The organism is Brachybacterium fresconis, assembly GCF_017876515.1.
In the GTDB taxonomy this organism is placed as follows: domain Bacteria; phylum Actinomycetota; class Actinomycetes; order Actinomycetales; family Dermabacteraceae; genus Brachybacterium; species Brachybacterium fresconis.
In genome coordinates, this window is record NZ_JAGIOC010000001.1 from 2012643 (window position 1) to 2035685 (window position 23043).

A 23043-nucleotide genomic window follows, 5' to 3' on the forward strand; every position below is an offset into this window, starting at 1 on the left:
CGGCTCCTCGGGCGCTCGTGGCGCGGCGTTCGTCGGACTGGTCGGGGTCGATCGGTCCGGTCGGCGGGTCGAGGCCCGACGGCTGGGTCGCAGGCGACGGATCGGCCCCGTCGTCCTGACTGTATAGAGCCGTGAGGCACTCGTCACGTCAGGACGGGGTGCACCGGGCGTGCGACTCCAGCACCGCATCGCCCAGGCGGGGCAGGACGTCGCGGTGGGCGTCGCAGAAGTCGTGGGCGCTGCCGATCACCAGGGCGAGGTCCGCTTCGGGATCGACCCAGAACGCGGTCCCGCGCATGCCGAAGTGGCCGACGGTCCCCGGGGAGTTGTGCGCCCCGGTCCAGTGCGGGGACTTGGTCCCGCGCACCTCGAACCCCAGCGCGAAGGGATTCGGGGTCTGCTTGCCGAAGCCGGGCATGATGCCCACCAGCTCGGGGAACTGGACGCTGGTCAGCTCCCGGGACCACGGCGGCCGAAGCAGCGTCGGCCGCAGCACTTCGGCGGCGAGCAGGGCGAGATCCGCGACGGGGCCGACGGCGCCGACCGATGGCGAACCGCCCCATTCCAGGCGGCTCATCCCCAGCGGGTCGGCGACCTTCTCCTGGACCCAGTCGCCGATGTCGTAGCCGGTGGCGCGCTCGAGGTGGCGGGCGGCCTCGTCGATGCCGTAGTTGGAGTAGTGGCGGCGCAGGCCGGGGGCCTGCAGAGTCCGGGAGGACTCGTAGAAGTAGCCGGAGGCGTGGGCGAGCAGGTGCCGCAGCGTGGAGCCCTCGGGGCCGGCCGGGTCGTCGAGGCCGACGCGCCCCTCCTGCAGGGCGACGGCGCTCGCGAAGCCGGTGAGGGTCTTGGTGACCGAGCGCCAGGGCCGGGGCAGGTCGACGTCCCCGCGCTGCTCGCGCACACCCTCGGGGCCCAGCACCATCGCGCAGGCCTCGAAGCCGAGCTCGTCGAGCAGCTCGAGAGCGCTCATCGCACCGAGCCGCCCACCCCGTCGCGATGGCGCTCGAGGATCGCGTCGGTGAGGCCGGGCCAGATCCGCACGTGGGTCTTCCCGAAGGGCTCGGCGCCGAGGAAGGCGGCGGTCAGCCCGGCCTCGGGGTCAACCCAGAGGAAGGAGCCGGACTGCCCGAAGTGTCCGAAGGTGCGCGGGCTCGAGCCCTGGCCGGTCCAGTGGGGCGACTTGCCGTCGCGGATCTCGAACCCGAGGCCCCAGTCGTTGGGCTGCTGGCGGCCGTAGCCGGGCAGGATGCCGTCCCGTCCCCGGAACTGCACGCTGGTCGCCTCGCGCCAGAGCTCGGAGGAGATCAGGGTGGGCTCGAGCAGCTCGCGGCCGACGGCGAGCAGGTCGCGGATGCTGCCGCGGTACCCGGCCGCCGGGGAACCGGTCACCTCGACGTCGCGCAGCGCGAGGCCCTGGACCACCGTCTGCTCCATCCAGTCCTCGAACTCGTACCCGGTGGCCTCCTCCAGATGCGCGGCGAGCACCTCGAAGCCCGTGTTGGAGTAGATGCGGCGGGCGCCGACGGCGCTGACGGGCTCCTGACCGTCGAAGGGGTACCCGGCGGTGTGCGCCAGCAGGTGGCGCACGGTGGCGCCGGCGGGGCCGGCGGGTTCGGCGAGGTCGACCAGTCCGCGGTCCACGGCGACCAGCACCCCGAGAGCGGCCAGCGGCTTGGAGACGCTGGCCAGGTCCCAGATCCGATCCGGCTCCCCCTGGATGCGCAGCGTGCGCTCGGCGTCGGAGACCCCCAGGGCATGCGCGAACGTGACGTCGACGGGGATCTCGGGCAGGGTCTCGCTCTCCACGCCGTCAAATATGGCACACGGTCCGGGGGCGGGACCACGGGGCGCCGTTCGCGGCGGCCGCGGGCGGGCGAGCAGCGGCCGTACCGGCGGGCGAGCAGCGGCCGTGCCGGCGATCCGCAGCACCCCTTGCCCCGCTCCGCAGGACCTGAGACCATTTCGTGACTTGTCCGATTTGCCCAGTGTGACCTGGGCCTTTTTGGTCTACTCACAAGAAACATACTGATCTGCGGTTTTTTCCTGTTGTTTACCATCCCTTGGGGATCGCATGATGATCGGGGCGTCCACCGCCGGGCGTCCCGGATCACCGGCTCGACCGAGCCGCCGGCACCCACGAAGGGATGAAGGACGATGGATATGACGATCACGGAGAGACCGAGGCGCCCCGACGGAGCGCAGCTGCCCGTCGCCGCACCGTCGCGGCGCACCCTGCTGCTCGGGGCAGGCACGCTGGGCACCGGCCTGGCACTCGGCACCAGCGGCGCCGACGCCGCCCCACCGAAGCTCCGCCGGGGCGACCGCGGCTCCGCGGTGACCTCGCTGCAGAAACGCCTGTCGCGATCGGCGTACTGGTGCGGCACCGCCGACGGCGTCTTCGGCCACCTGACCGAGCAGGCCGTGTTCGCCCTGCAGAAGACGGCCCGCCTCGGGCGCGACGGCGTCGTCGGCCCCGACACCTACGGGGCGCTCGACGACGACATCCAGCCCGACCGGCGGATGACCAGCAGCGTCGGCTTCGAGATCGACCTGTCGCGGCAGATACTCATCGCGACCAACCGTGGCGAGCTGGCCCACGTCTTCAACACCTCGACCGGCAGCGGGAAGCGCTACTACTCGGGAGGCCGCTGGAAGACCGCGACCACCCCCACCGGCGACTTCTCGATGTACCGCCTGTACAGCGGCGGCTGGCAGTCCGGCCCGCTGGGCAGCCTCTACCGGCCGGGCTACTACGACCGCGGGTGGGCCATCCACGGCTCGAACTCGATCCCCGCCTACCCGGCGTCCCACGGCTGCTGCCGGATCTCCGTCGCCGCCACCGACCTGCTGTGGTCGGGCCGCGGCTGGTTCGTCGAGGGACGCCGGGTGCTCATCTACTGACCCCGGACCCCGAGGGGGACGGCGGCGGACCGGCGCGTCCGCCGCCGCCTCTTCACGACCCCTGCACGAATCCCTCGCCGCCTCCCCGCCCGACCGTCCCGGGATCGACCTGCTCCCGCGATACGATCTGGGGCGAGCAGCCTCGTCGCCGAACCGTGTCCGACGGGGGCTCACGCAACCTGTCAGCCACTGCGAGAGCGAAGGACCACCGTGGGGATCTTGGATCGGATCGAGCGCGGACTCGACCGCGGCGTGACGAGCATGTTCTCGCCCGGTCGTGGTCAGCTGAAGCCGCTCGACCTCGCACAGGGGCTCAAGCGCGAATGCGATGACCAGATCCAGGTGCTGGACCGCACCCGGACCCTGGCCCCGAACGTCTACACCATCTACCTGCACTCCCAGGACCACGAGCGCTTCTCGTCCTGGCAGGACACCCTGCTCGACGAGCTCCAGCGCGTGCTCATGGAGCATGCGGAGAAGCAGCGCTACATGTTCGTCGGCGGGGTCCACGTGGACCTCGCGGCCGACGACGAGGTGCGCGCGGGCCGGTTCGAGACCGAGTCCCGCACCGAGCGCGGCAGCGTGGCCCCCGCGACGGGCGCGGCCCGCTCCGAGTCCGGCGGCAGCCCGATCGTCGAGATCGACGGCCAGCAGTACCTCCTGACCGGCCCCGTGACCGTGATCGGTCGCGGCGGCGACGCGGACATCATCCTCGAGGACACCGGGGTCTCCCGCCACCACCTCGAGCTGCGCACGGACCCCACCGGCGCCCCGTCCGGCGGCGAGCCCGCCGGACGGCTGATGGCCACCGACCTCGGCTCCACCAACGGCACCTTCGTCGACGGCGAGCGCATCACCACGCCGGTGGCCCTGCAGGACCGCTCCCTGATCAAGATCGGCCGCACCCGCCTGACCGTGCTGCTCCCCGCGGCCGGCCCGGTCAGCTGGTGAGCGCCCGATGAGCGAACTGACCCTCGTCGCGCTCCGCCTGGGATTCGTCCTGGCGCTGTGGGTGTTCGTGATCGTGGTGGTCCTGGTGCTGCGCAACGACCTGTTCGGCACCACCGTGGTCAACCGGTCCAGCAAGGACCCCCGCCGCGATCGGCGTCCCGCCTCGGGGCCGGTCGGCGGGGCCGCCGGATCGCCCGGCACCGACCCGGCCGCGCTGCGCACGGACCCCGAGGTCACCGCCACGGCGATGGTGGTCACGGCGGGCCCGCTGCGCGGCACCTCCCTGACCCTGGGCTCCACCCCGATCCTCATCGGCCGCGCCCCCGAGTGCACCCTCGTGCTCGATGACGACTACGCCTCCAACCGCCACGCGCGCGTGTTCCAGCGCGAGGGCGAGTGGATCGTCGAAGACCTCGGATCCACCAACGGCACCCTGGTGTCGGGTCGACGGATCGAGGGCGCCGTGCCGTTCCGGCCCGGCGCGCAGGTGCGGATCGGCCGCACCGAGATCGAGCTGAGACGAGGTCCGCGATGAGCATCGCCCTGCGGTACGCCGCCCGCTCCGACGTCGGCCTCGTACGGTCCAACAACCAGGACTCCGGCTACGCGGGCAGTCATCTGCTGGTCGTGGCCGACGGCATGGGCGGCCACGCCGGCGGCGACGTCGCCTCCTCCGTGGCGATCGGCCGCCTGGCGCGGCTGGACTCGGAGACCCCGGCCTCGGACATCGTCGCCACCCTCGAGGAGACGGTGCTCGACGCCAACCAGGAGATCCTGCGCCGTGCCCGCGACGAGCCCCAGCTGCGGGGCCTGGGCACCACCATCACCGCGATGCTGCGCGCAGAGGGCAAGTTCGCCCTCGCCCACATCGGGGACTCCCGCGCCTATCTGCTGCGCGAGGAGGAGACCGTCCAGGTCACCAAGGACCACACCTTCGTCCAGCGCCTGCTGGACGAAGGACGGCTGACCGAGGAGGAGGCCGAGCGCCACCCCCAGCGCTCGGTGCTGATGCGGGTGCTCGGCGACGTCGACGCCGATCCGGAGCTGGACCTCTCGCTGCGCCCCGCCCATCCGGGCGACCGGTGGATGCTGTGCTCGGACGGTCTGTCGGGCCTGGTCTCGCTGGACACCATCGACGCGACGCTGAAGACCTTCGAGGACCCCGGCGAGTGCGCCGACGAGCTGATCCAGCTGGCGTTGAAGGGCGGCGGGCCCGACAACATCACGTGCCTGATCGCCGACGTCGTCGACCTCGACGAGCTGCCCCGCGGCGAGGCGGCCCCTTCCACGACCCCGCAGATCGTGGGTTCGGCGGCCCGCTCCCGGCACCAGCCGACCTCCGCCTCCGGCCCGGCCGCGAAGGCCGCGGCGCTGACGCGCGAGGAGCCCGAGGCCCCCTACCAGGACGAGGACTTCTCCGAGGACGAGCCGCCGCGCCGCAGCCCCTGGCCCGCGCTGGTGGCCGTGGCATTGCTGGTGGCCCTGCTCGGCGGGATCCTGTGGGCCGGCTACGCCTGGTCGCAGCGCCAGTTCTTCGTCGGCACCGACGGCACCAACGTGGTGCTCTACCAGGGGCTGTCCCAGGACCTGGGCCCGATCTCGCTGTCGGAGCCGGTCGAGGTCACCGACATCTCCCTCGAGGACCTCCCCGAGGTCACCCAGCAGCAGGTGGAACGGACCATCTCCGCCGACGACCGAGAGTCCGCGGAGGCGATCATCGAGCGCCTGGACCAGGCGGCCCTGGCGAGCCGGCCCCCGGAGGCCACCGATCCGGCGCCGTCCGACGGCGGGGGCGAGCCCTCCGACGGCGGCGGGGCGGGTGCGTCCGAGCCCTCCGACGGCGGCGGCCTGTCCGAACGGCCCGAGCGCACGGCCACTCCCCCGGATGAGGGCGAGGACTCCTAGTGGCCACGATCGTCTCCTACACCGCCCGCCCGCGCCGCATCATGCAGGCGGTGCTGCTGGCGTTCGCCGTGGTCATCGGCGTGGGCGCCTATGCGCTGGTGCACCTGGGTCGCTTCGACGAGCTGCCGGAGAACCTGATGCAGTACGGCATCGGCGCGGCGGTGCTCGCCCTGGCGCTGCAGGTGGCGGTGATGTGGCGCACCCCCTATGCGGATCCGGTGATCCTCCCCCTGGTGGTGCTGCTGAACCTGCTGGGCATCGCCGTGATCGAGAGCGTGCACGCCGCGAACGAGATCTACGGGCTGCGCACCTCCGCCAGCGCGGACCGCCAGATGCTGTGGGCGATCATCGGGGCGCTGCTGTGCATCGCGGTGGTGGTGCTGCTGCGCGACCACCGCTGGCTGCGCCGCTACACCTGGATCAGCGCCGTGATCGGCGCGATCCTGCTGCTGATGCCGCTGGTGCCCGGGCTCGGCTCCGCCCGCAACGGCTCGCGGATCTGGATCTCCATCGCCGGCAACAGCTTCCAGCCCGCGGAGCTGGCGAAGATCGCCTTCGCGATCTTCTTCGCCGGGTACCTGGTCGCGCGCCGCGACACCCTGGCCCTGGCCGGCCCCAAGGTGCTCGGCATCCACCTGCCGCGCTGGTCGGACTTCGGACCCATCCTGGTGGCCTGGGGCTTCGCCATGGCGGTGCTGGTGTTCCAGACCGACCTCGGCACCTCGCTGATGTTCTTCGGCCTGTTCGTGGTGATGCTGTACGTGGCCACCGACCGGCTCAGCTGGCTGGTGATCGGGGCGGTCATGTTCCTCCCCCCGGCGGTGTTCGCGGCCACCCAGATGGGCCATGTCCGCACCCGCATCACCTGCTGGCTGGATCCGCTGTCGAGCGAGAACTTCGCCGCCTGCGGGCAGATCAACCAGGGCCTGTTCGGCCTCGCCAACGGTGGTCTGACCGGGGCGGGGCTGGGTGAGGGACGCCCGGACGTGGTGCCCCACGCGGAGTCCGACTTCATCTTCACCTCCTTCGCCGAGGAGCTCGGCATGGTGGGGGCCTTCGCCCTGCTGCTGCTGTACCTGCTGCTGGTCCAGCGCGCGGTGCGCGCGGCCGTCGGCATCTCCGACGGCTTCGGCACCCTGTTGGCGGGCGGTCTCGGCTTCGTCATCGCCCTGCAGGTGTTCGTCGTCGTCGGCGGCGTCACCCGGGTGATCCCGCTGACCGGTCTGACGCTGCCGTTCCTCGCCGCCGGCGGCAGCTCGCTGGTGTGCAACTGGATCATCGCCGGCATCCTGGTGCGGCTCTCGGACGCCGCCCGTCGGCCCGCCGCCCGGCAGGTGCCCGGCAGCGCCGCCGGTGGCGGTGGCATCGGCGGCGTGGGCGGCGGCGGCGTGGGCGGCACCGGCCGGCCGACCTCGGAGGTGACGGCATGAACAAGCCTCTGCGCCATGTGTGGCTGGTGGTCAGCGTGCTCTTCGTGCTGCTGTTCACCTCGACCACGTACTTCCAGGTCATCGCCCAGGATCGGCTCAACGCCAACAGCCAGAACCTGCGCACCACCTACAACGAGTACGGCCGCCACCGCGGACCGATCGTCGTGGACGGGGACCCGATCGCCACCTCCACCGCATCCGGAGACACCTACGGCTACCTGCGCAGCTACGATCCCGGCGCGATGTACGCACCGGTGACCGGCTACTACTCGGTGGTCTACGGGTTCTCCGGGATCGAGCGGGCGTTGAACGACACCCTCTCCGGTGAGGCCGACGCCCTGTTCTACCACCGGATCTCCGCGATCCTCTCGGGCGAGCAGGGACGGGGCGCGACCGTCGAGCTCACCCTCGACTCCGCCGCGCAGGAGGCCGCCTGGGACGCCCTGGACGGCCGCCGCGGCTCCGTCGTCGCCCTGGATCCGGACACAGGTGCGGTCCTGGCCATGGTCTCCTCCCCCAGCTACGACCCCAACCGGCTGGCCTCGCACGACACCGCTGCGGTGCAGGACGCCTGGTCGGAGCTGAACGACGATCCCGACCGTCCCCTGACCAACCGGGCGATCGGCGGGGACCTGTACCCCCCGGGTTCGGCGTTCAAGCTGGTCACGGCCGCGGCCGCGCTCGAGACCGGGGACTACACGGCCGAGACGGTCATCCCCGGCCCCGGCACCTACCAGCTGCCGAACTCCTCGGCGGTGATGAACAACCACGCCGCAGGCGGCACCGAGCCCTGCGGGCCGGACGACGAGTCCACCCTCGCCGAGGCGCTGCGCCAGTCCTGCAACACCTCCTTCGCCAAGCTCGGGGTGTCCATCGGCGAACAGCAGCTGACGCAGACCGCGCAGGAGTTCGGCTTCGGCCAGCGCCTGGAGATCCCGCTGTCGGTGACCCCGTCCTCGATCGGCAGCGATCTGGACGACGCCCAGCTGGCGACCACCTCGATCGGACAGTACGAGGACCGGGTCACGCCGCTGCAGATGGCGATGGTGGCCGGGGCGATGGCCAACGACGGCGTGGTGATGGAACCGCAGCTGGTCAGCGCGGTGCGCACCAACGATCTGTCGACGGTGGCGGAGCTGAGCCCGACCGAGCTGGGCCAGCCGCTGAGCGCCTCGAACGCAGCGCAGATGCGCGAGATGATGGTCGGCGTGGTCGAGGACGGCACCGGCACGGCCGCCGCGATCGACGGCGTCGAGGTCGGCGGGAAGACCGGCACCGCCGAGTGGGGCGAGGACCGGGCGCCGCATTCGTGGTTCGTCGGGTACGGGCAGCAGGACGACCAGAAGATCGCCGTCGCGGTCCTGGTCGAAGAGGGCGGATACGGGTCGCGCACGGCGGCTCCGATCTCCCGCGACGTCATGGAGGCGGTGTTCACGCAATGAGGACCGAGGCGGGGCTGGTGCTCGAAGGGCGCTACGAACTCACGTCCCTGATCGCCACCGGCGGCATGGGGCAGGTCTGGAAGGGCCGCGACCAGGAGCTGGAGCGCGACGTGGCCATCAAGGTGCTGCGCGAGGAGTATGCGGGCGACGAAGGCTTCCTCAAGCGGTTCCGGGCGGAGGCCCGCCATACCGCGGCCCTCTCGCACGACGCGATCGCGGCCCTGTACGACTACGGGGAGCTCGACGGGCGCGCCTACATCGTCATGGAGCTCTGCCCGGGACGCCCGCTGTCGGACATCATCGAGGAGAACACCGCCGGACTGCCCGAGAAGCGGGTCGTCTCCATCCTCATCGAGCTGGCCCGGGCGCTGGACGCCGCCCACTCCAAGGGCGTCGTCCACCGCGATGTGAAGCCGGAGAACGTGCTGGTCGACGAGGAGAACGACTGGTCCATGAAGATCACCGACTTCGGGATCGCCCGCAGCAAGGACCAGGCGCGGCTGACCAAGACCGGTCTCGTGATGGGCACGGCCCAGTACCTCTCCCCCGAGCAGGCGATGGGCAAGCAGGCGACCTCGCTGTCGGACATCTACGCGCTGGGGATCGTGGCCTACGAGATGCTGGTGGGGCACCGTCCCTTCACGGGCTCCAGCCAGGTCGAGATCGCGATGGCCCAGGTCAAGCAGCAGCCGCCGGAACTGCCGGAGACGCTCACCGCCGATCTGCGCCAGCTGGTGATGATGACTCTGGCCAAGGCGCCTGCGAACCGTCCCCGCTCGGCGGCGGCGGTGGCCCGGATCCTCGAGGCGATCCAGCGCGGCGTCGAGCCCCGCTTCACCACCGGGGCGGTCCCCCTCACGCGCGTCGAGGACCACGACTGGACCGGGGAGAACGCGGTGCGGCCCGGAGGGTCCGGCGGCTCTGCCGGGTCCAGCGGGTCCACCGGCGGGAACGAGCGCCCGGGAGCCTCCCCGACGGGGACCGGGACGGCCGCCATGCCGCTGCCGATGTCGGGCCGCGGACGGGGCGTCCGCCACCGCTCGGGCGCCTCGGCCGCCTCCGGCGGCTCGGCGCGATCGGCGCTGTCGGGCCCGTCGGCCCCCTCGGCGCGGTCGGCCGCCTCTCCGGCCCCGCCGCCCCGCTCCTCGCGCACGGCCTCCGCGGAGCACTCCGCCTCCCGTCCCGCGGCGGGGCCCCGACGCCCCGCGGACGGCGGCCCGGAGCGGTCCGCGGCACCCGGCGGACTGCGTGACGTGGACACCTCGGCCTCGACGCGCACGGTGCGCGGGACGTCGACGGGCCGCACCCTCGGCCCGTTCACCCTGCCCGGCCTGGTGCTGCTGATCCTGCTGGTGCTGGTGATCGCGGTGGCCGTGGCGGGCGGTCTGGGATGGCTGCCCCTGGGGGCGCTGGGCATCGATCACCCCGGCACGGGGGAGACGGTTCCAGCACGTACGATGATCGAATCGGTCGGTGTCGACCACGGCACGAGGACAGGTGTTCAGTGAGCGAAGAGAACGTGGTCCTGCAGGGCCGCTACACCCTGGGGAAGATCCTCGGGACCGGCGGCATGGCCGAGGTGTTCCTGGCGGAGGACACCCGCCTGCACCGCACGGTCGCCGTCAAGGTGCTGCGCTCCGACCTCGCCCGTGACGCGAACTTCCAGGAGCGGTTCCGCCGCGAGGCCCACAGCGCCGCCGCCCTGAACCATCCCTCCATCGTCGCGGTCTACGACACCGGCGAGGAGCATCAGAGGACCGTCACCGGCGCGGATGTCACGATCCCGTACATCGTCATGGAGTACGTGCACGGCACCACCCTGCGCGAGCACATCGATCCCGAGGACCCGATGGAGGCCCGCAAGGCCGGCGAGATCATGGTCGCGCTGCTGAGCGCCCTGGAGTACTCGCACCGAGCCGGGATCGTCCACCGCGACATCAAGCCCGGCAACGTGATGATCAACGACGCCGGCGCGGTCAAGGTGATGGACTTCGGCATCGCCCGGGCGATCGCGGACGCCACCAGCGCCATGACCGCCACCCAGGCCGTCATGGGCACCGCCCAGTACCTCTCCCCCGAGCAGGCCCGCGGCCAGCTGGTCGACGCCCGCTCCGACATCTACTCCGCCGCGTGCGTGATGTACGAGCTGATGACGGGACGCCCGCCGTTCACCGGCGACACCCCGGTCTCCATCGCCTACCAGCACGTGCGGGAGGAGCCGCAGCCCCCGTCGGCGTACAACCCCGCGATCACCCCGGCGCTGGACGCCGTGATCCTCACCGGGCTCGCCAAGGACCGCGAGCAGCGCTACCCGAGCGCGGTCGCCTTCTCGCGGGACATCGCCGCCGTGGTCGCCGGGCGCACCCCGGCCCTCGTCGGCGGAGCGGTCCCGGCCGGGGCCGACGGGCAGCCGACGACCGTGCTGAACCCGATGGACGACGCCACCGAGGCGCTGCCGGCCATGGCGGGCGCCGGCGCCGCGGGGGCCGGGGCGCGGGCCTCCGAGTGGTCCACCGACCCGACGCCGATCGCCTCCGGGCCGGTGTCGCCGCACTCCTCCGAAGAAGTCGGACAGGAGCCCGGGCGCAAGCGCCCCTGGTGGCTGATCATCCTGGTGATCATCGCCGCGCTGGCCCTGATCGGCACCGCACTGGCCGTCCTCCGACCCTGGGACACCGGGCCCGAGACGGTGCCGGTCCCGGAACTGGCCGGGCAGACCGAGCAGGACGCGAGCGCCTTGCTCGAGGACGCCGGCCTCGAGGGGGATTTCACCCAGGCCGAGTCGCAGGACGTCGACGAGGGCGTGGTCATCGAGTCCTCCCCCGGCGAGGGCGAGGAGGTCGAGGTCGGCTCCACCGTCGAGGTGACCGTCTCGGCCGGTCCGGAGGCGGTGACCGTCCCCGACGACCTGGTGGGCATGACCCGCGACGAGGCCGAGACGGCGCTCGGGGACGTCGGCCTGGTGATGGTCGAGGGGGATCCGGAGGACGCCCCGCAGGAGAAGGGCACCGTCACCAGCTCCTCCCCGCAGGGCGGCGCCACCGCGGAGAAGGGCGCCGAGGTCGAGGTGCGCTTCGCCTCGGGCGACGTCGAGGTCCCCAATGTCGAGGGGACCCAGATCGACAGCGCCACCGAGACCCTCGAGGACTCCGGCTTCGAAGTGCCCGAGCCCACCGAGAAGGAGACCACCGACGCCGATCCCGGCACGGTGCTCAGCCAGACCCCGACCGCCGACAGCGGCACGGCCTCCTACGGCTCCACCGTCTCCCTCGTGGTGGCGGCGGCTCCGGGCCCGGTGACCGTCCCGAACGTCACCGGACACACCCTCTCCGAGGCCCAGAAGACCCTCGGCGACGCCGGCTTCGGGCTCGACACCGAGAACGAGGCCTCCGACTCCGTGGAGAAGGGTCGCGTGATCCGCACCGAGCCCGGCGCGAACGAGAAGGCCGATCGTGGCTCGACGGTGGTGATCGTGGTCTCCAGCGGACCGGAGGAGTCCCCGACGCCGACCGAGTCGCCGAGCGATTCCCCCAGCGAGTCGCCGAGCGATTCGCCCAGTGAGTCGCCGAGCGAGAGCCCCTCGTCCAGCGAAACCCCGTCGGACGAGCCCAGTGATCCTCCCAGCGATGACGGGGGCGACGGGAACGGCAACGCGAACGCGAACAGCACGGCGAACAGCACCGCGGACGGCACCGCGAACGGCAACGCGGACGGCACGACGAACGGCAACGCGAACGGCAATGCGGACGACCGCGGGACGGGGAACGGGAATGGCTGATTCGGCGACGCCCGCTCCCGACGGGGCGAGGACGAGCATGCACGGACGCCCTGCCGCCGGCGCGCGCGTCCTGGTGATCGACAACTACGACAGCTTCGTCTACACGATCGTCGGCTACCTGCAGCAGATGGGCGCTGACACCACGGTGGTGCGCAACGACGAGGTGCCCGAGGACGGTGCTGGGGCCGTGGACCTGAGCGGGTTCGACGGGGTGCTGGTCTCCCCGGGGCCCGGCACCCCGAGCACCGCCGGTCGCTCGCTCGAAGTGATCGGTGCCTGCGCCGAGGGTGCGGTGCCGCTGCTCGGGGTGTGCCTGGGCCACCAGGCGCTCGGCCAGTTCTTCGGGGCCACGGTGGGCCATGCGCCGCAGCTCATGCATGGCCGCACCAGCGAGCTCACGCACGACGGCGCCAGCGTGTTCGCCGCCGCTCCCTCGCCGATGATCGCGACGCGCTACCACTCGCTCACGGTCGACCCGGCCACGATCCCGGCCTGCCTCGAGGTCACCGCCCGGACCGCCGACGGGATGATCATGGGGCTCGCGCACCGCGAGCTGCCGCTGCACGGCGTGCAGTTCCACCCGGAGTCGGTGCTGACGGAGAACGGTCACCTGATGCTCGCGCACTTCCTCGAGCTGTGCGACGGCCGCGACGCCGTCGAGCGCTCCGCAGGCCTCGTGCCCCTGATGACCGCAGGCTGAGCCGACCGGGCACCCCACCACCTCCACTGTTGTGCGCTGTGCTTCCCATCATGGAAGCAGGCCGCGCAATACCGCCGCCCTGGTCGCCGACCAGGCACCCCACATCCGCCGTTGTGCGCTGTGCTTCCCATCGTGGAAGCAGGGCGCGCAATACCGCCACTCTGGTCGCCGACCGGGCACCCCACATCCGCCGTTGCGCGCTGTGCTTCCCATCATGGAAGCAGGGCGCGCAATACCGCCACCCTGGTCGCCGACCAGGCACCCCACATCCGCCGTTGCGCGCTGTGCTTCCCATCGTGGAAGCAGGGCGCGCAATACCGGGAGGCGACCCCGTGCTCCGCCCCCGTCAGGGCGTCGGCGTCCCGACCTCCGAGCCGCCGACCAGGCCGTCGTTGAACGGCATCAACGGGGCGATGGCGGGGAACACCCAGCCGAACAGCACCACGACGATCGCGGCCAGCACGACCACGACCAGCAGGATCCGCGCCCACAGCGGGCCGGGCAGGTGACGGAACAGCCAGGCGTACATCAGTCCTCCTCCGTCGAGGCGAGCGCTTCGGGGATGCCGTCGGCGCGGTCCGTCCAGTAGGCGAACTCGGCGTGGACGATGTAGCGCTCGCGCGCGGAGTACATCGGATGGCAGGCGGTCAGGGTCATCATCGACTCGGTGGGCTCGACCCCGATCTGCCCGGGCGTCGGGGCGATCACCTCGACGGCGCCCGGATCCACGATCAGGGATTCGGTCACCTCGTAGACGTAGAAGGCGTCGGCCGTCTCGACGACGATCGGGTCCCCGGATTCCAGACCGGCGATGTCCTCGAACACCCGTCCGTAGGTGTTGCGGTGACCGGCCACGGAGAAGTTCCCGACCTGACCGGGCAGGGCGGTCTCGGGGTAGTGGCCGGCCCCCTTGACGTTCAGGACCTGCTCCAGGCTCACCCCTTCGGCGAGCGGGAAGCGCTCCCGGTCGAAGGCGGGCACGTGCATCGTGCCCCAGACCTTCGTGTCCCCGAACGTGTCGGGCACCGGCGGCGGCCCGTCCTGGGCGCGAGCGATCCTCTCCTCGTCCACGCTCCCCCACTCGTCCTCCAGGCCGGCGATGATGCCGGACTGCTCGCGGTCGGCCACGACGTCGGTCCACCACAGCTGCCAGAGGAGGAAGAGCAGCAGCAGGGCACCGAGAGTGATGAGCAGCTCGCCGAGGACACCGATCACCCGGCCGAGGACCGTGGCACCGCGGGAGCGGGCGCGGTGGGCGGCGCGCGCGGCCATCATCCGGCCTGCGCCGTCTCGAGGGTCAGGGAGCCCTCGAAGGCGGGAAGGGTGGTCTCCTCGAGAGTCCTGATCTGCTCGCCGAGGCCGACGTAGTCGACCCATTCGCGGTAGACCTGCACGCCGGAGGTGTCATCGAGGGCGGCGAGCATCTGCTCGGTGGGTCCGATGACGGTGATGACGAAGGGCGGGGAGTACACACGCCCCTCGAGCAGGAGGGTGTTGCCGGCGCAGCGGAAGGCGCTGCCGGCCACGACCCGCTGATCCTGCAGCATCATCGCCTCGGCCCCACCGGCCCAGAGGGCGTTGATGTAGGACTCCATGTCCTGCTGATGGACGACGAGGTCATCGGGTTCGACGTCGTCCATGGTCCCGAGCGTGCCCGCAGGGGCGTCGGTGAGGGTGATCTCCAGGGCGGGGCCGCTGACCTCGCGGAGGCCGACGGCCTCGGCGACCTGGGTGCTCCGCTCCTGGACACGGGCGTCCCCACCGGCCGCGGACAGCTCGTCGATCTGGGCGCGCTTGTCGGCCACCTCGTCGGTCAGCTGCTCGATGGTGCGCCCCCGCTCGGTCAGCACGCTGACGACGTCGCCGCTCTCATCGCGGATGGACTCTCCCCCGGAGATCCGGGCGGTGGTCGCGAACAGCACGCCGCACAGCACCATCACGAGCGCGACGCCGACCCGGCGGCGGGGACCGCGGGACTCTCCGGCGTCTTCGTCCATGCTCACTCCTCGCTTCGCGCGCTGGTCCGACGACCATTACCCTAGGCCAAGGCCCGCACCGGCGGGCCCGTGCGCCACGCCGCACGACAGGCCGCTTCGAGGGAGCACCGTTTCATGGCCAAGAGCAGGAAGAAGTCGTCGGCGCAGGCCGCGTCGAAGGCCACGGCCCAGACGACGGCCGCCCAGCCCGGGACGGACGATCTCGACGACCTCTCCCCCGACTCCGCGGCGGAGGGCTCGACACCCGCTTCCGGCAAGGATCCCGTCGCGCGGAAGAAGAGCGCCGGCAAGGACCCCGTCGCGACGAACGGCACAGACTCAGGTTCTGGAAAGCGGGCGGGCGCCGGCAAGAACTCGAAGACCACGGCGTCCGGCCGGGACGCGACCCGCACGTCGGGCAGCGAGGTCACCGAGAAGGCGAAGGATGCCACTCGCGCCGACTCCCCGAAGAAGGCCGCCGCCGCGGAATCGGCGCGCACGAGCGGCCGACGGGTCGCCGCCGAGGCACCGAACCCCGCCTGGCTCGCCCCCACCGCCGTCGTGCTCCTCATCGTGGGCCTGGTCTACCTGGTCGCCTTCTACCTCTCCGCCGGGGCGCTGCCGCTGCCGATCGGGGACTGGAACCTCGCTGCGGGCTTCGGCGTGATGCTCGTCGGCGGCGGCATGCTCATGTTCTGGAAGTAGCCGCTCGATACCTCCGCGATGGGGAGTTCTCCCCACCGCGGATTCCGTCGTGCCCAGGTACTCTGAGCCCGTCGTCGCCCGCAGTCCGGGCGCGCCGCGGTCCACACATCCTGACCTGACGGGGGAACCATGAACACCATCTCGGCCCGGCGCCGGCTCATCGCCGTACTCGTCCTGCCGTTCGTCCTGCTCCTGTCCGGGTGCGGGCGTCTCAGCGCCGACTTCGACATCAAGGACATCGACACCATCGCCCTGTCGATGGACTTCGGCCTGGACAAGAACGTGCTCGAGAAGATGGGCGAGAGCTTCGATTCCCCCGACGCGATGTGCGAAGACCTGATGGGGGACGCGAACGAGGATCTTCTGTCCGCCCCGGTCGAGGCCTACGAGGACGGCGACATCTGGGGCTGCCGCATCTCCGGCACCAGCACCCGCGCGGACTTCGGCTCGGGACTCGACCTGACCGAGCAGGACGGCGAGTACCACCTCATCCTGGATCTCGGGTCCGAGGGCATCAACCAGTCCGACCTGGACGCCCTGGGCTCCCTGTACGGCATCGACGTCTCGGCCTTCGAGTTCGAGATCTCCTTCACCTTCCCGGGCAAGGTCATCGAGTCCCAGGGCGGGACCGTCGACGGCAACACCGTCACCTACACCGATGTCACCGAGTTCTCCCAGGGCGTGGACATCACCGCGGAGGCCGACGGCTTCCCCTGGATCGTCGTGATCATCATCGTGGTGGTCGTCGGCTTCATCCTGCTGCTCGCGATCGCGGCGGTCATCTTCTTCGTGATCCGCGCCCGCCGGAACAAGGGCGGATCCGCCGGCCCCGGCGCCCCCGGCGTGAACGCCCCGGCCGCCTTCGGCGGTGCGGCCGGCGCGGCCTCGATGTCCACCGGCAACGCTCCTCCGGCCACCCCGCAGGGCGGCCAGCCGTGGGGCCCGACCACCCCGCCGCCCGCCGCGCCGCAGGGCGACCAGGGCCAGCAGGGCCAGCCGTGGAACCAGCCTCCGCAGTCCGGTCAGCAGGGCCAGCCGTGGAACCAGCCTCCGCAGCCCGGTCAGCAGGGCGACCAGGGTCAGCAGTGGGGTCAGGTGTCTCCGCCTGCCGCGCCGCAGGGCGACCAGGGACAGCCCTGGAACCAGCCGCCGCAGCCGGGTCAGGAGGACGGCGGCAGCCAGCCGCCGCAGGATCCCTGGAGCCGTCCGCCCCAGCCTCCGGGGCAGTGATCCCCGGGTCGGTGCGCCTCTCCAGGGCCGTGTGAGCAGGGTCATGACCCCTGGATTGGCGCCCACCTGGGCCGAGCATTAGACTCGATCAGGTCGGAACGCCGACGAGCGCCCGTAGCTTAACGGATAGAGCATCTGACTACGGATCAGAAGGTTGGGGGTTCGAATCCCTCCGGGCGCACTTTTGTGGATGAAGCCCCTCACAGCATCGAGTCGGTGCGGTGAGGGGCTTCGTCGTGCGTGGGAGGCGCGGGAGTACGGTCCGACGTGTCGGATGCGGGGCCCAAAGCGACCCGTCGGACGGAAGCCCGGGTGCCGCACGGACCCGGGACGAACGGCGCCGCCGCTCAGTAGCTGTGCGGGTCCCTCTCCTCGGCCGCCCCCGTGACGTGCTCGGCGTGCGAGAGGGTCTCGGTCAGCAGGCGGCGCACATGCTGGTCCGCGGCGCGGTAGTAGGCGAAGGTGCCCTCCTTGCGGCTCTCCACCAGACCCGACAGCCGCAGCTTCGCCAGGTGCTGGCTGACCGCCGCAGGCGTCGCCCCGACGATGTCGGCGAGCGCGTTGACGCTGGACTCCTCCTGGAACAGCGCCCAGAGGATCTTCACCCTCGTCGGATCCGAGAGCATGCGGAAGGTGCTCGCGGCGATCTGCGCATGCTCCTCGTCGGGAACGGCTCGTACCGGCTGCTCATGCATGGCGACATCGTACGGGGATCTTGCTATCTGCATGCTTGCGCAGATACATTGTTACGGTGAACGGCACCCCAGATACCCGCCCGGCCGCACCCGGCGACACCCATGAGCCCATGGGCTCCCCGGGACGCGCGGACGAGCATGATTCCCCGGCCCTGCACGAGCACGCGACCACGCACGAGCACGGCCACGACCACGCGCACCGAGGGTTCGGGGGTCGCCTGCGCCACGCGCTGATCCCGCACAGCCACGATCACGGCGAGGCCATCCGCACTGCCGAGGAGGCCAGTGCGATCGGCCTGCGGGCCGCCTGGATCAGCCTCGTCGGCATGGGGGCCACCGCGGCTCTGCAGATCCTCATCGTCGCGCTCAGCGGCTCCGTGGCGCTGCTCGCCGACACCCTGCACAACCTCGGCCACCTCGCCACGACGATCCCGCTGATCATCGCCTTCCGCCTGGGCCGACGAGCCCCGACCCGCCGGTACAGCTATGGCTTCCGACGGGCGGAGGACCTGGTGGGACTGCTGATCGGTGCTGTCATCGCGCTCTCGGCCGGACTGATCGTCTGGGAATCCGTGCGGGCGCTGGCCGGCACCCGCGACATGACCCATCTGGGGTGGGTGCTCGCCGCCGCCCTGATCGGAGCCGCCGGGAACGAGCTGGTGGCGATCTACCGCATCCGTGCGGGCCGACGCATCGGCTCCGCCGCCCTGATCGCCGAGGGACAGCACGCCCGCACCGACGCCCTGACCTCACTCGCCGTGGCGATCGGCGTGATCGGCGCCTGGTTCGGACTGCCGTGGATCGACCCGGTCATCGGCCTGCTGATCGCCGCGGTCGTGGTCGCCGTGCTGATCGCCTCGATGCGCACCGTCGTCGAACGGCTGATGGACGGCATCGACCCGCAGCTGCTGGATCAGATCGAGACCGCGGCCGTGACCGTCCCCGGTGTGCTCGCGGCCGACGAGATCCGGGCGCGCTGGATCGGCCACCGTCTCGACGCCGAGCTGCGGCTGCACCTTCCCGCGAACCTCCCGCTCACCGCGGCGAGCGCGATCGCGACCGAGGCCGAGGCCGCCGTGCATCGCGAGCTGCCCCCTCTGGAGCGCGTCGGCGTGCGCACCGTCGGCCGACCCGCCCCGCAGGGATCCGCGGACCCCGCGGAATCGGAGGGACGGGCCGGGTAGGCGGACCGACCGGACAGGACGGCCCGGTCGAGCAGGAGAGCCCGGAGGGGCACGCAGGAGGGACCCCCTACGATGTCCTCGACCCCGCAGCCCAGGAGGACACTGATGCCCGCCGTCACCGCGCCCGGTGAGTTCACCACCCGCCCCACCCTCCGGGGGACCTTCGGCATGGTCGCCTCCACCCACTGGCTCGCCTCCTCCTCGGCGCAGTCGGTGCTCGAGCGGGGCGGGAACGCCTTCGACGCCGCCGTGGCGGGCGCTTTCGTGCTGCACGTGGTCGAGCCCCACCTCAACGGTCCCGGCGGGGACATGACCGGTGTGTTCGCGACCGGTGAGGAGCCCGACCGACCCGTGGTGCTGATGGGGCAGGGCGCCGCCCCGGCCGGTGCCACCCTCGAGCACTACCGCGCGGAGGGACTGGACCTGGTGCCCGGGGCCGGCGCCCTGGCCGCCGCCGTGCCCGCCGCGGTCGATGCGTGGTTGCTGCTGCTGGCCGAGCATGGGACCTGGGAGGTGGCCGACGTGCTCGCCTATGCGATCGAGTACGCCGAGGACGGCCATCCGGTCCTGGAGCGGGTGTGCGATCAGATCGCGGCGGTCGCCGAGCTGTTCACCGCCCACTGGCCCACCTCGGCGGCGCGCTGGATGCCCGACGGGCGCGTGCCCCGGCCCGGGGAGCGGATCACCGCCCCCGAGTACGCCCAGGTGCTGCGGGAGCTGATCGCGGCAGGAGATCCCGTCGGCGAGGACGCCGCCGACCCGCGGGCGGCCCGGGTCGCCGCGGCTCGCACCGAGTGGCGCACGGGCCGGGTGGCGCACGAGGCCGCTGACTTCAGCGCCGCCCCGCACCGGCACTCCGACGGCACCGACCACGCCGGGGTGATCACCGCCGACGACTTCGCGGGGTCCACGGCCTCCTTCGAGGACGCCACCACCGTCACCTTCCGCGGCCACACGATCGCCAAGACCGGGCCCTGGGGGCAGGGGCCCGTGCTGCTCCAGGCCCTGAAGATCCTCGAGGGCCTGCCCGACGATCATCTCGATCCCTCCACGGAGCTCGGCGCCCACACCGTGCTGGAGGCCCTCAAGCTCGCCTGCGCCGACCGCGACACCCATTACGGCGATGCCCGGGACGTGGACCTCGCGGTGCTGCTGAGCGAGGACTACGCCGCCCGACGCCGCGCCCTGATCGGTCCCCGGGCATCTCATGAATTCCGACCCGGCCGCCTCGACGGAGCTCCCGGGTGGACCCCGACGGTGCGCACGGCCGCCGAGCAGGCGGCGCGGTCCGGGCACGACCCGGCGGCCGCCGGCGGTGGGGAGCCCACCGTCCCGGCGGCGCGCGGTGGCGGCGGAAACGATCCCGGGGCGGATGCCGCGGGCAGCGTGCACGGGGACACCTGCCACCTCGACGTCGTCGACCGGTTCGGGAACATGATCTCCGCGACGCCCTCGGGCGGCTGGCTGCAGTCCTCCCCCACCATCCCCGGCCTCGGGTTCTGCCTCGGCACCCGGCTGCAGATGACCTGGCTGGAGGAGGACTCCCCCTCGACGCTCGCCCCGGGACGTCGCCCCCGCACCACTTTGACCCCGACCCTGGTCCTGCGCGACGGCGAGCCGGTGATCGCCCTCGGCTCCCCCGGCGGGGACCAGCAGGACCAGTGGCAGCTGCTGCTGATCCTGCGCCTGCTGGTGGGCGGCCTCACCCCGCAGGCCGCGATCGACGCGCCGGCCCTGCACAGCACCGCGGTCGCCGGCTCGTTCTGGCCGCGCACCTGGGAGCCGGGCGGCGCGATGGTCGAGGACCGCCTCGGCGAGGAGGTCATCACCGCCCTCGAACGCCGTGGGCACCGCATCACCCGGGCCGGTGACTGGTCGCTGGGGCGCCTGTCCTGCGTCCTGCGCGATCCGGTCACCGGTGTGCTCGGCGCCGCCGCGAATCCCCGGGGAGCCCAGGGGTATGCGGTGGGCCGCTGACCGGGCCCCGCGGTCTCACTGCGCGGCGGCGAGCGCCTCCCGCACCGAGCTCCACGACTGCATGAGGTCACGGGCCTGTGGATCCGTCTCGGCGGCGATCGCCTCGACGCGGGCCTGTTCGAGCAGGTCGTCGATCTCGACCCGCTCGCCGCGGTCGACGGAGGCGACGGCCGCCTCGACCATGGCGAAGCTGAGCAGGTTCTCGTGGACCTCGCACATCGGCGTGCGACCCTCGCGCAGGGCGCTGACGCACTCGATGAGCGAGGCGGCGATCTGGTCCGGCTCCGGGTCCGATTCGGCGTCGACCGCGGCCTGCAGCCGAGCGGTCTCCTCCGCGTCCTCGGTGCCGAGCACCGGGGCGTTCGTGCCGTCCCAGGTGGCCGAGCCCTGCTGGGCCCCGATCCGCCACTCGCTGTTCCAGTAGGTCGGCAGACCGCGGGCGTTCCAGGTGCCGTTGTAGACGAACAGCGACCCGTCGGACATCTCGAAGGTCGCCGTGACCGTCGCGTCGTGGCTGTACACGCTCCACTCGGGCTGGGCGCCGCGGGCGGTGACCGCCACCGGGTCCGCATCCATGACGTAGCGGGCGGTGTCGAAGGCGTGGATGCCCATGTCCCGCAGCAGCGGGTGCAGCTGCGTGCGCCGATACCCCTCCATCTCGGTGAAGAGGGAGAAGAAGGCGCTGGTCAGGACCGTCGGCCCATGGGCGGCGACGAAGCTGCGCAGCTGGCGCACCTGGCGGAAGAAGCGCCGGGACTGGGAGACCATGAACGGCACCCCGGTCAGCTCGGTGTGCGCCACCAGGCTCAGCGCCTCCGGCAGCGTCTCGGTGACGGGCTTCTCCCCGAGCACCGGGATCCCCGCGTGCAGCGCCTTGAGGGTGACCGGGTGGTGGGCCACGGGCACGGTCGGGTCGATGAGCAGGTCGGCACCGAGCTCGACGGCCAGGTCGACGCCGTCGGTGCCGGCCGCGACGGCCGACGGGTCGGCGACCCCGGACTGCTCGATGACCTTCTGCGGAGCACCTTCGACGAGGTCCGCCACGCCCACCAGCTCGGCGACCTCGCTGGCGGCCACCTCGCGCGCCCACCAGCTGCCCATCCCGCCGGCGCCGACGACGACGACCCGGGCCGGGCGGTCCGTCGGCAGACGGGGGAAGTCGGTCAGGTGCGGGGCGAGCGTGGGGGCCGCGGCGGTGTCGGTCCCCTCGGCGGCCGCGAGATCGGCGGCCGTGGGATCGACGGATGCGAGGTCAGCGGTGCGACCCGCGGTGATGTCGAGATCAGATGACACGGGTGACCGCCTCCGGACCCTCGCCGCGGAACCAGTCGCGCGGGGCGTTGGCGATCTTCACGGGCTCCGCGGGCCGGTCCTCGGGGCGGGCCCAGACCACGGCGTTGGCCAGCACGCGGCGGATCTCCGTCTGACGGTAGACGGGGTACTCCTGGTCGCCGGGGCTGAAGTAGAACACCTTGCCCTTGCCGCGGCGGAAGGCGGCGCCGGAGCGGAACACCTCGCCGCCGGCGAACGAGGAGACGAACACGAGCTCGTCGGGCGCGGGGATGTCGAACATCTCGCCGTACATCTCCTGCTCGGGGATGACGATCGGGTGCGGGACGCCCCGGGCGATGGGGTGGGACCCGTTGACGGTCCACACCCGCTCCTCCTCGCCGTCGTTGCGCCACAGCAGGGAGCAGGTGGTGCCCATCAGCGCCTTGAACGGCTTCGAGTAGTGGGCCGAGTGCAACGGGATCAGGCCCATGCCCTCATGGACGCGGCGCACCACGCGATCGCTGATCTCATCGGGGACGTCGGCGTGGGCCATGTGGCCCCACCAGGTCAGCACGTCGGTCTCGGCGAGGGCCTCCTCGGACAACGACTGGTCGATGTCGTCGAGCAGGGCGATGCGCACCTCGGCGTCGACACCATCGGCGGCCAGCTGCTCGCGCAGGCCCTCGGCGATGACGGTGTGCATGCCCTCGGGATAGATCTCCTGGACCTTCGGGTCGACCTTCTCGTGCCTGTTCTCGCCGAACACGGCGATACGCAGTGTCATTGCAGTCCTTTGCTGGATGGAGGATGCGCTGCGGGCGACCCCATCAGCGCGGTCCGTCCATCGTAGAGGCGGATTCCCACGAGGGAAGTCACCACGGCACGACGCGCCGCACG

At 71.9% G+C, this 23043-nt stretch carries 21 protein-coding genes and 1 tRNA gene; 14 read left to right on the forward strand and 8 right to left on the reverse strand.

Annotated elements, in window-relative coordinates; all coding sequences use genetic code 11:
- Positions 1-148: 148 nt before the first annotated feature.
- Together JOF44_RS09200 and JOF44_RS09205 are read right to left on the reverse strand one after the other, a co-directional pair.
- Entirely contained in the window at positions 149-970 is an 822-nt protein-coding gene (locus JOF44_RS09200; RefSeq protein WP_209890065.1) for a serine hydrolase domain-containing protein, read from the reverse strand.
- Positions 967-1806 carry a serine hydrolase domain-containing protein gene (locus JOF44_RS09205; RefSeq protein ID WP_209890068.1) on the reverse strand — a complete coding sequence of 280 codons (840 nt, stop codon included), beginning with the start codon at positions 1804-1806 and terminating at the stop codon, positions 967-969. Before JOF44_RS09205 ends, JOF44_RS09200 begins: the two co-directional genes overlap by 4 nt.
- 354 nt (positions 1807-2160) lie before the next feature.
- Between JOF44_RS09205 and JOF44_RS09210 the strand changes: the two genes are divergently transcribed.
- From JOF44_RS09210 to JOF44_RS09250, 9 genes are all read left to right on the forward strand, one after another.
- A complete protein-coding gene (locus JOF44_RS09210) occupies positions 2161-2901 on the forward strand; it encodes a L,D-transpeptidase family protein (RefSeq protein ID WP_245348903.1) in 741 nt (246 codons plus the stop codon).
- A 210-nt stretch (positions 2902-3111) separates the two neighbouring features.
- The gene (locus tag JOF44_RS09215) at positions 3112-3852 is read left to right on the forward strand and encodes an FHA domain-containing protein (RefSeq protein WP_209890074.1); all 741 of its coding nucleotides are present in this window, start codon (positions 3112-3114) and stop codon (positions 3850-3852) included.
- A 7-nt stretch (positions 3853-3859) separates the two neighbouring features.
- On the forward strand, positions 3860-4387 hold the full coding sequence (locus tag JOF44_RS09220) for an FHA domain-containing protein FhaB/FipA (protein WP_209890077.1): 528 nt from the start codon (positions 3860-3862) through the stop codon (positions 4385-4387).
- Entirely contained in the window at positions 4384-5757 is a 1374-nt protein-coding gene (locus tag JOF44_RS09225; RefSeq protein ID WP_209890080.1) for a PP2C family protein-serine/threonine phosphatase, read from the forward strand. Before JOF44_RS09220 ends, JOF44_RS09225 begins: the two co-directional genes overlap by 4 nt.
- Positions 5757-7187: an FtsW/RodA/SpoVE family cell cycle protein gene (locus JOF44_RS09230; protein ID WP_209890083.1), complete on the forward strand. Its 1431-nt coding sequence runs from the start codon at positions 5757-5759 to the stop codon at positions 7185-7187. Before JOF44_RS09225 ends, JOF44_RS09230 begins: the two co-directional genes overlap by 1 nt.
- Positions 7184-8629, forward strand: coding sequence for a peptidoglycan D,D-transpeptidase FtsI family protein (locus JOF44_RS09235; RefSeq protein WP_209890086.1), 1446 nt, complete (start codon positions 7184-7186; stop codon positions 8627-8629). The genes JOF44_RS09230 and JOF44_RS09235 overlap by 4 nt, the downstream gene beginning before the upstream one ends.
- Positions 8626-10137, forward strand: a complete 1512-nt coding sequence (locus tag JOF44_RS09240) for a serine/threonine-protein kinase (protein WP_209890089.1) — start codon at positions 8626-8628, stop codon at positions 10135-10137. The genes JOF44_RS09235 and JOF44_RS09240 overlap by 4 nt, the downstream gene beginning before the upstream one ends.
- Positions 10134-12407 (forward strand): Stk1 family PASTA domain-containing Ser/Thr kinase, encoded by a 2274-nt coding sequence (gene pknB, locus JOF44_RS09245; RefSeq protein WP_209890092.1) that lies wholly within the window; start codon positions 10134-10136, stop codon positions 12405-12407. The genes JOF44_RS09240 and pknB overlap by 4 nt, the downstream gene beginning before the upstream one ends.
- Before the next feature lie 37 nt (positions 12408-12444).
- A complete protein-coding gene (locus JOF44_RS09250) occupies positions 12445-13107 on the forward strand; it encodes an anthranilate synthase component II (RefSeq protein ID WP_209890095.1) in 663 nt (220 codons plus the stop codon).
- A gap of 346 nt (positions 13108-13453) precedes the next feature.
- Here the strand turns inward: JOF44_RS09250 and JOF44_RS09255 are convergent, their stop codons facing one another.
- The 3 genes from JOF44_RS09255 to JOF44_RS09265 are packed head-to-tail and all read right to left on the reverse strand — an operon-like array spanning position 13454 to position 15104.
- Positions 13454-13636 (reverse strand): hypothetical protein, encoded by a 183-nt coding sequence (locus JOF44_RS09255; protein WP_209890098.1) that lies wholly within the window; start codon positions 13634-13636, stop codon positions 13454-13456.
- Positions 13636-14382, reverse strand: coding sequence for a class E sortase (locus tag JOF44_RS09260; protein ID WP_245348904.1), 747 nt, complete (start codon positions 14380-14382; stop codon positions 13636-13638). Before JOF44_RS09260 ends, JOF44_RS09255 begins: the two co-directional genes overlap by 1 nt.
- The gene (locus tag JOF44_RS09265) at positions 14379-15104 is read right to left on the reverse strand and encodes a DUF881 domain-containing protein (protein WP_209890101.1); all 726 of its coding nucleotides are present in this window, start codon (positions 15102-15104) and stop codon (positions 14379-14381) included. The genes JOF44_RS09260 and JOF44_RS09265 overlap by 4 nt, the downstream gene beginning before the upstream one ends.
- 114 nt (positions 15105-15218) lie before the next feature.
- Between JOF44_RS09265 and JOF44_RS09270 the strand changes: the two genes are divergently transcribed.
- The 3 genes from JOF44_RS09270 to JOF44_RS09280 all read left to right on the forward strand — a co-directional run bounded on the left by JOF44_RS09270 (position 15219) and on the right by JOF44_RS09280 (position 17199).
- Positions 15219-15788, forward strand: coding sequence for a cell division protein CrgA (locus tag JOF44_RS09270; RefSeq protein WP_209890104.1), 570 nt, complete (start codon positions 15219-15221; stop codon positions 15786-15788).
- Positions 15789-15917: 129 nt separating this feature from the next.
- On the forward strand, positions 15918-17018 hold the full coding sequence (locus tag JOF44_RS09275) for an LppM family (lipo)protein (RefSeq protein WP_209890107.1): 1101 nt from the start codon (positions 15918-15920) through the stop codon (positions 17016-17018).
- 108 nt (positions 17019-17126) lie between these two features.
- Positions 17127-17199, forward strand: a tRNA-Arg gene (locus JOF44_RS09280).
- 166 nt (positions 17200-17365) lie between these two features.
- On the opposite strand, the gene JOF44_RS09285 is transcribed toward JOF44_RS09280, so the two are convergent.
- On the reverse strand, positions 17366-17713 hold the full coding sequence (locus JOF44_RS09285) for an ArsR/SmtB family transcription factor (RefSeq protein ID WP_209890113.1): 348 nt from the start codon (positions 17711-17713) through the stop codon (positions 17366-17368).
- Between the two features lie 56 nt (positions 17714-17769).
- Here JOF44_RS09285 and JOF44_RS09290 point away from each other — a divergent pair, with 56 nt between their 5' ends.
- Together JOF44_RS09290 and JOF44_RS09295 are read left to right on the forward strand one after the other, a co-directional pair.
- Positions 17770-18897 carry a cation diffusion facilitator family transporter gene (locus tag JOF44_RS09290; RefSeq protein WP_342591736.1) on the forward strand — a complete coding sequence of 376 codons (1128 nt, stop codon included), beginning with the start codon at positions 17770-17772 and terminating at the stop codon, positions 18895-18897.
- 105 nt (positions 18898-19002) lie between these two features.
- On the forward strand, positions 19003-20874 hold the full coding sequence (locus tag JOF44_RS09295; RefSeq protein WP_209890116.1) for a gamma-glutamyltransferase family protein: 1872 nt from the start codon (positions 19003-19005) through the stop codon (positions 20872-20874).
- Positions 20875-20889: 15 nt separating this feature from the next.
- On the opposite strand, the gene JOF44_RS09300 is transcribed toward JOF44_RS09295, so the two are convergent.
- Positions 20890-22167: a Gfo/Idh/MocA family protein gene (locus JOF44_RS09300; RefSeq protein WP_342591737.1), complete on the reverse strand. Its 1278-nt coding sequence runs from the start codon at positions 22165-22167 to the stop codon at positions 20890-20892.
- Positions 22157-22930 (reverse strand): ThuA domain-containing protein, encoded by a 774-nt coding sequence (locus tag JOF44_RS09305; protein WP_209890119.1) that lies wholly within the window; start codon positions 22928-22930, stop codon positions 22157-22159. Before JOF44_RS09305 ends, JOF44_RS09300 begins: the two co-directional genes overlap by 11 nt.
- Positions 22931-23043 lie beyond the last annotated feature (113 nt).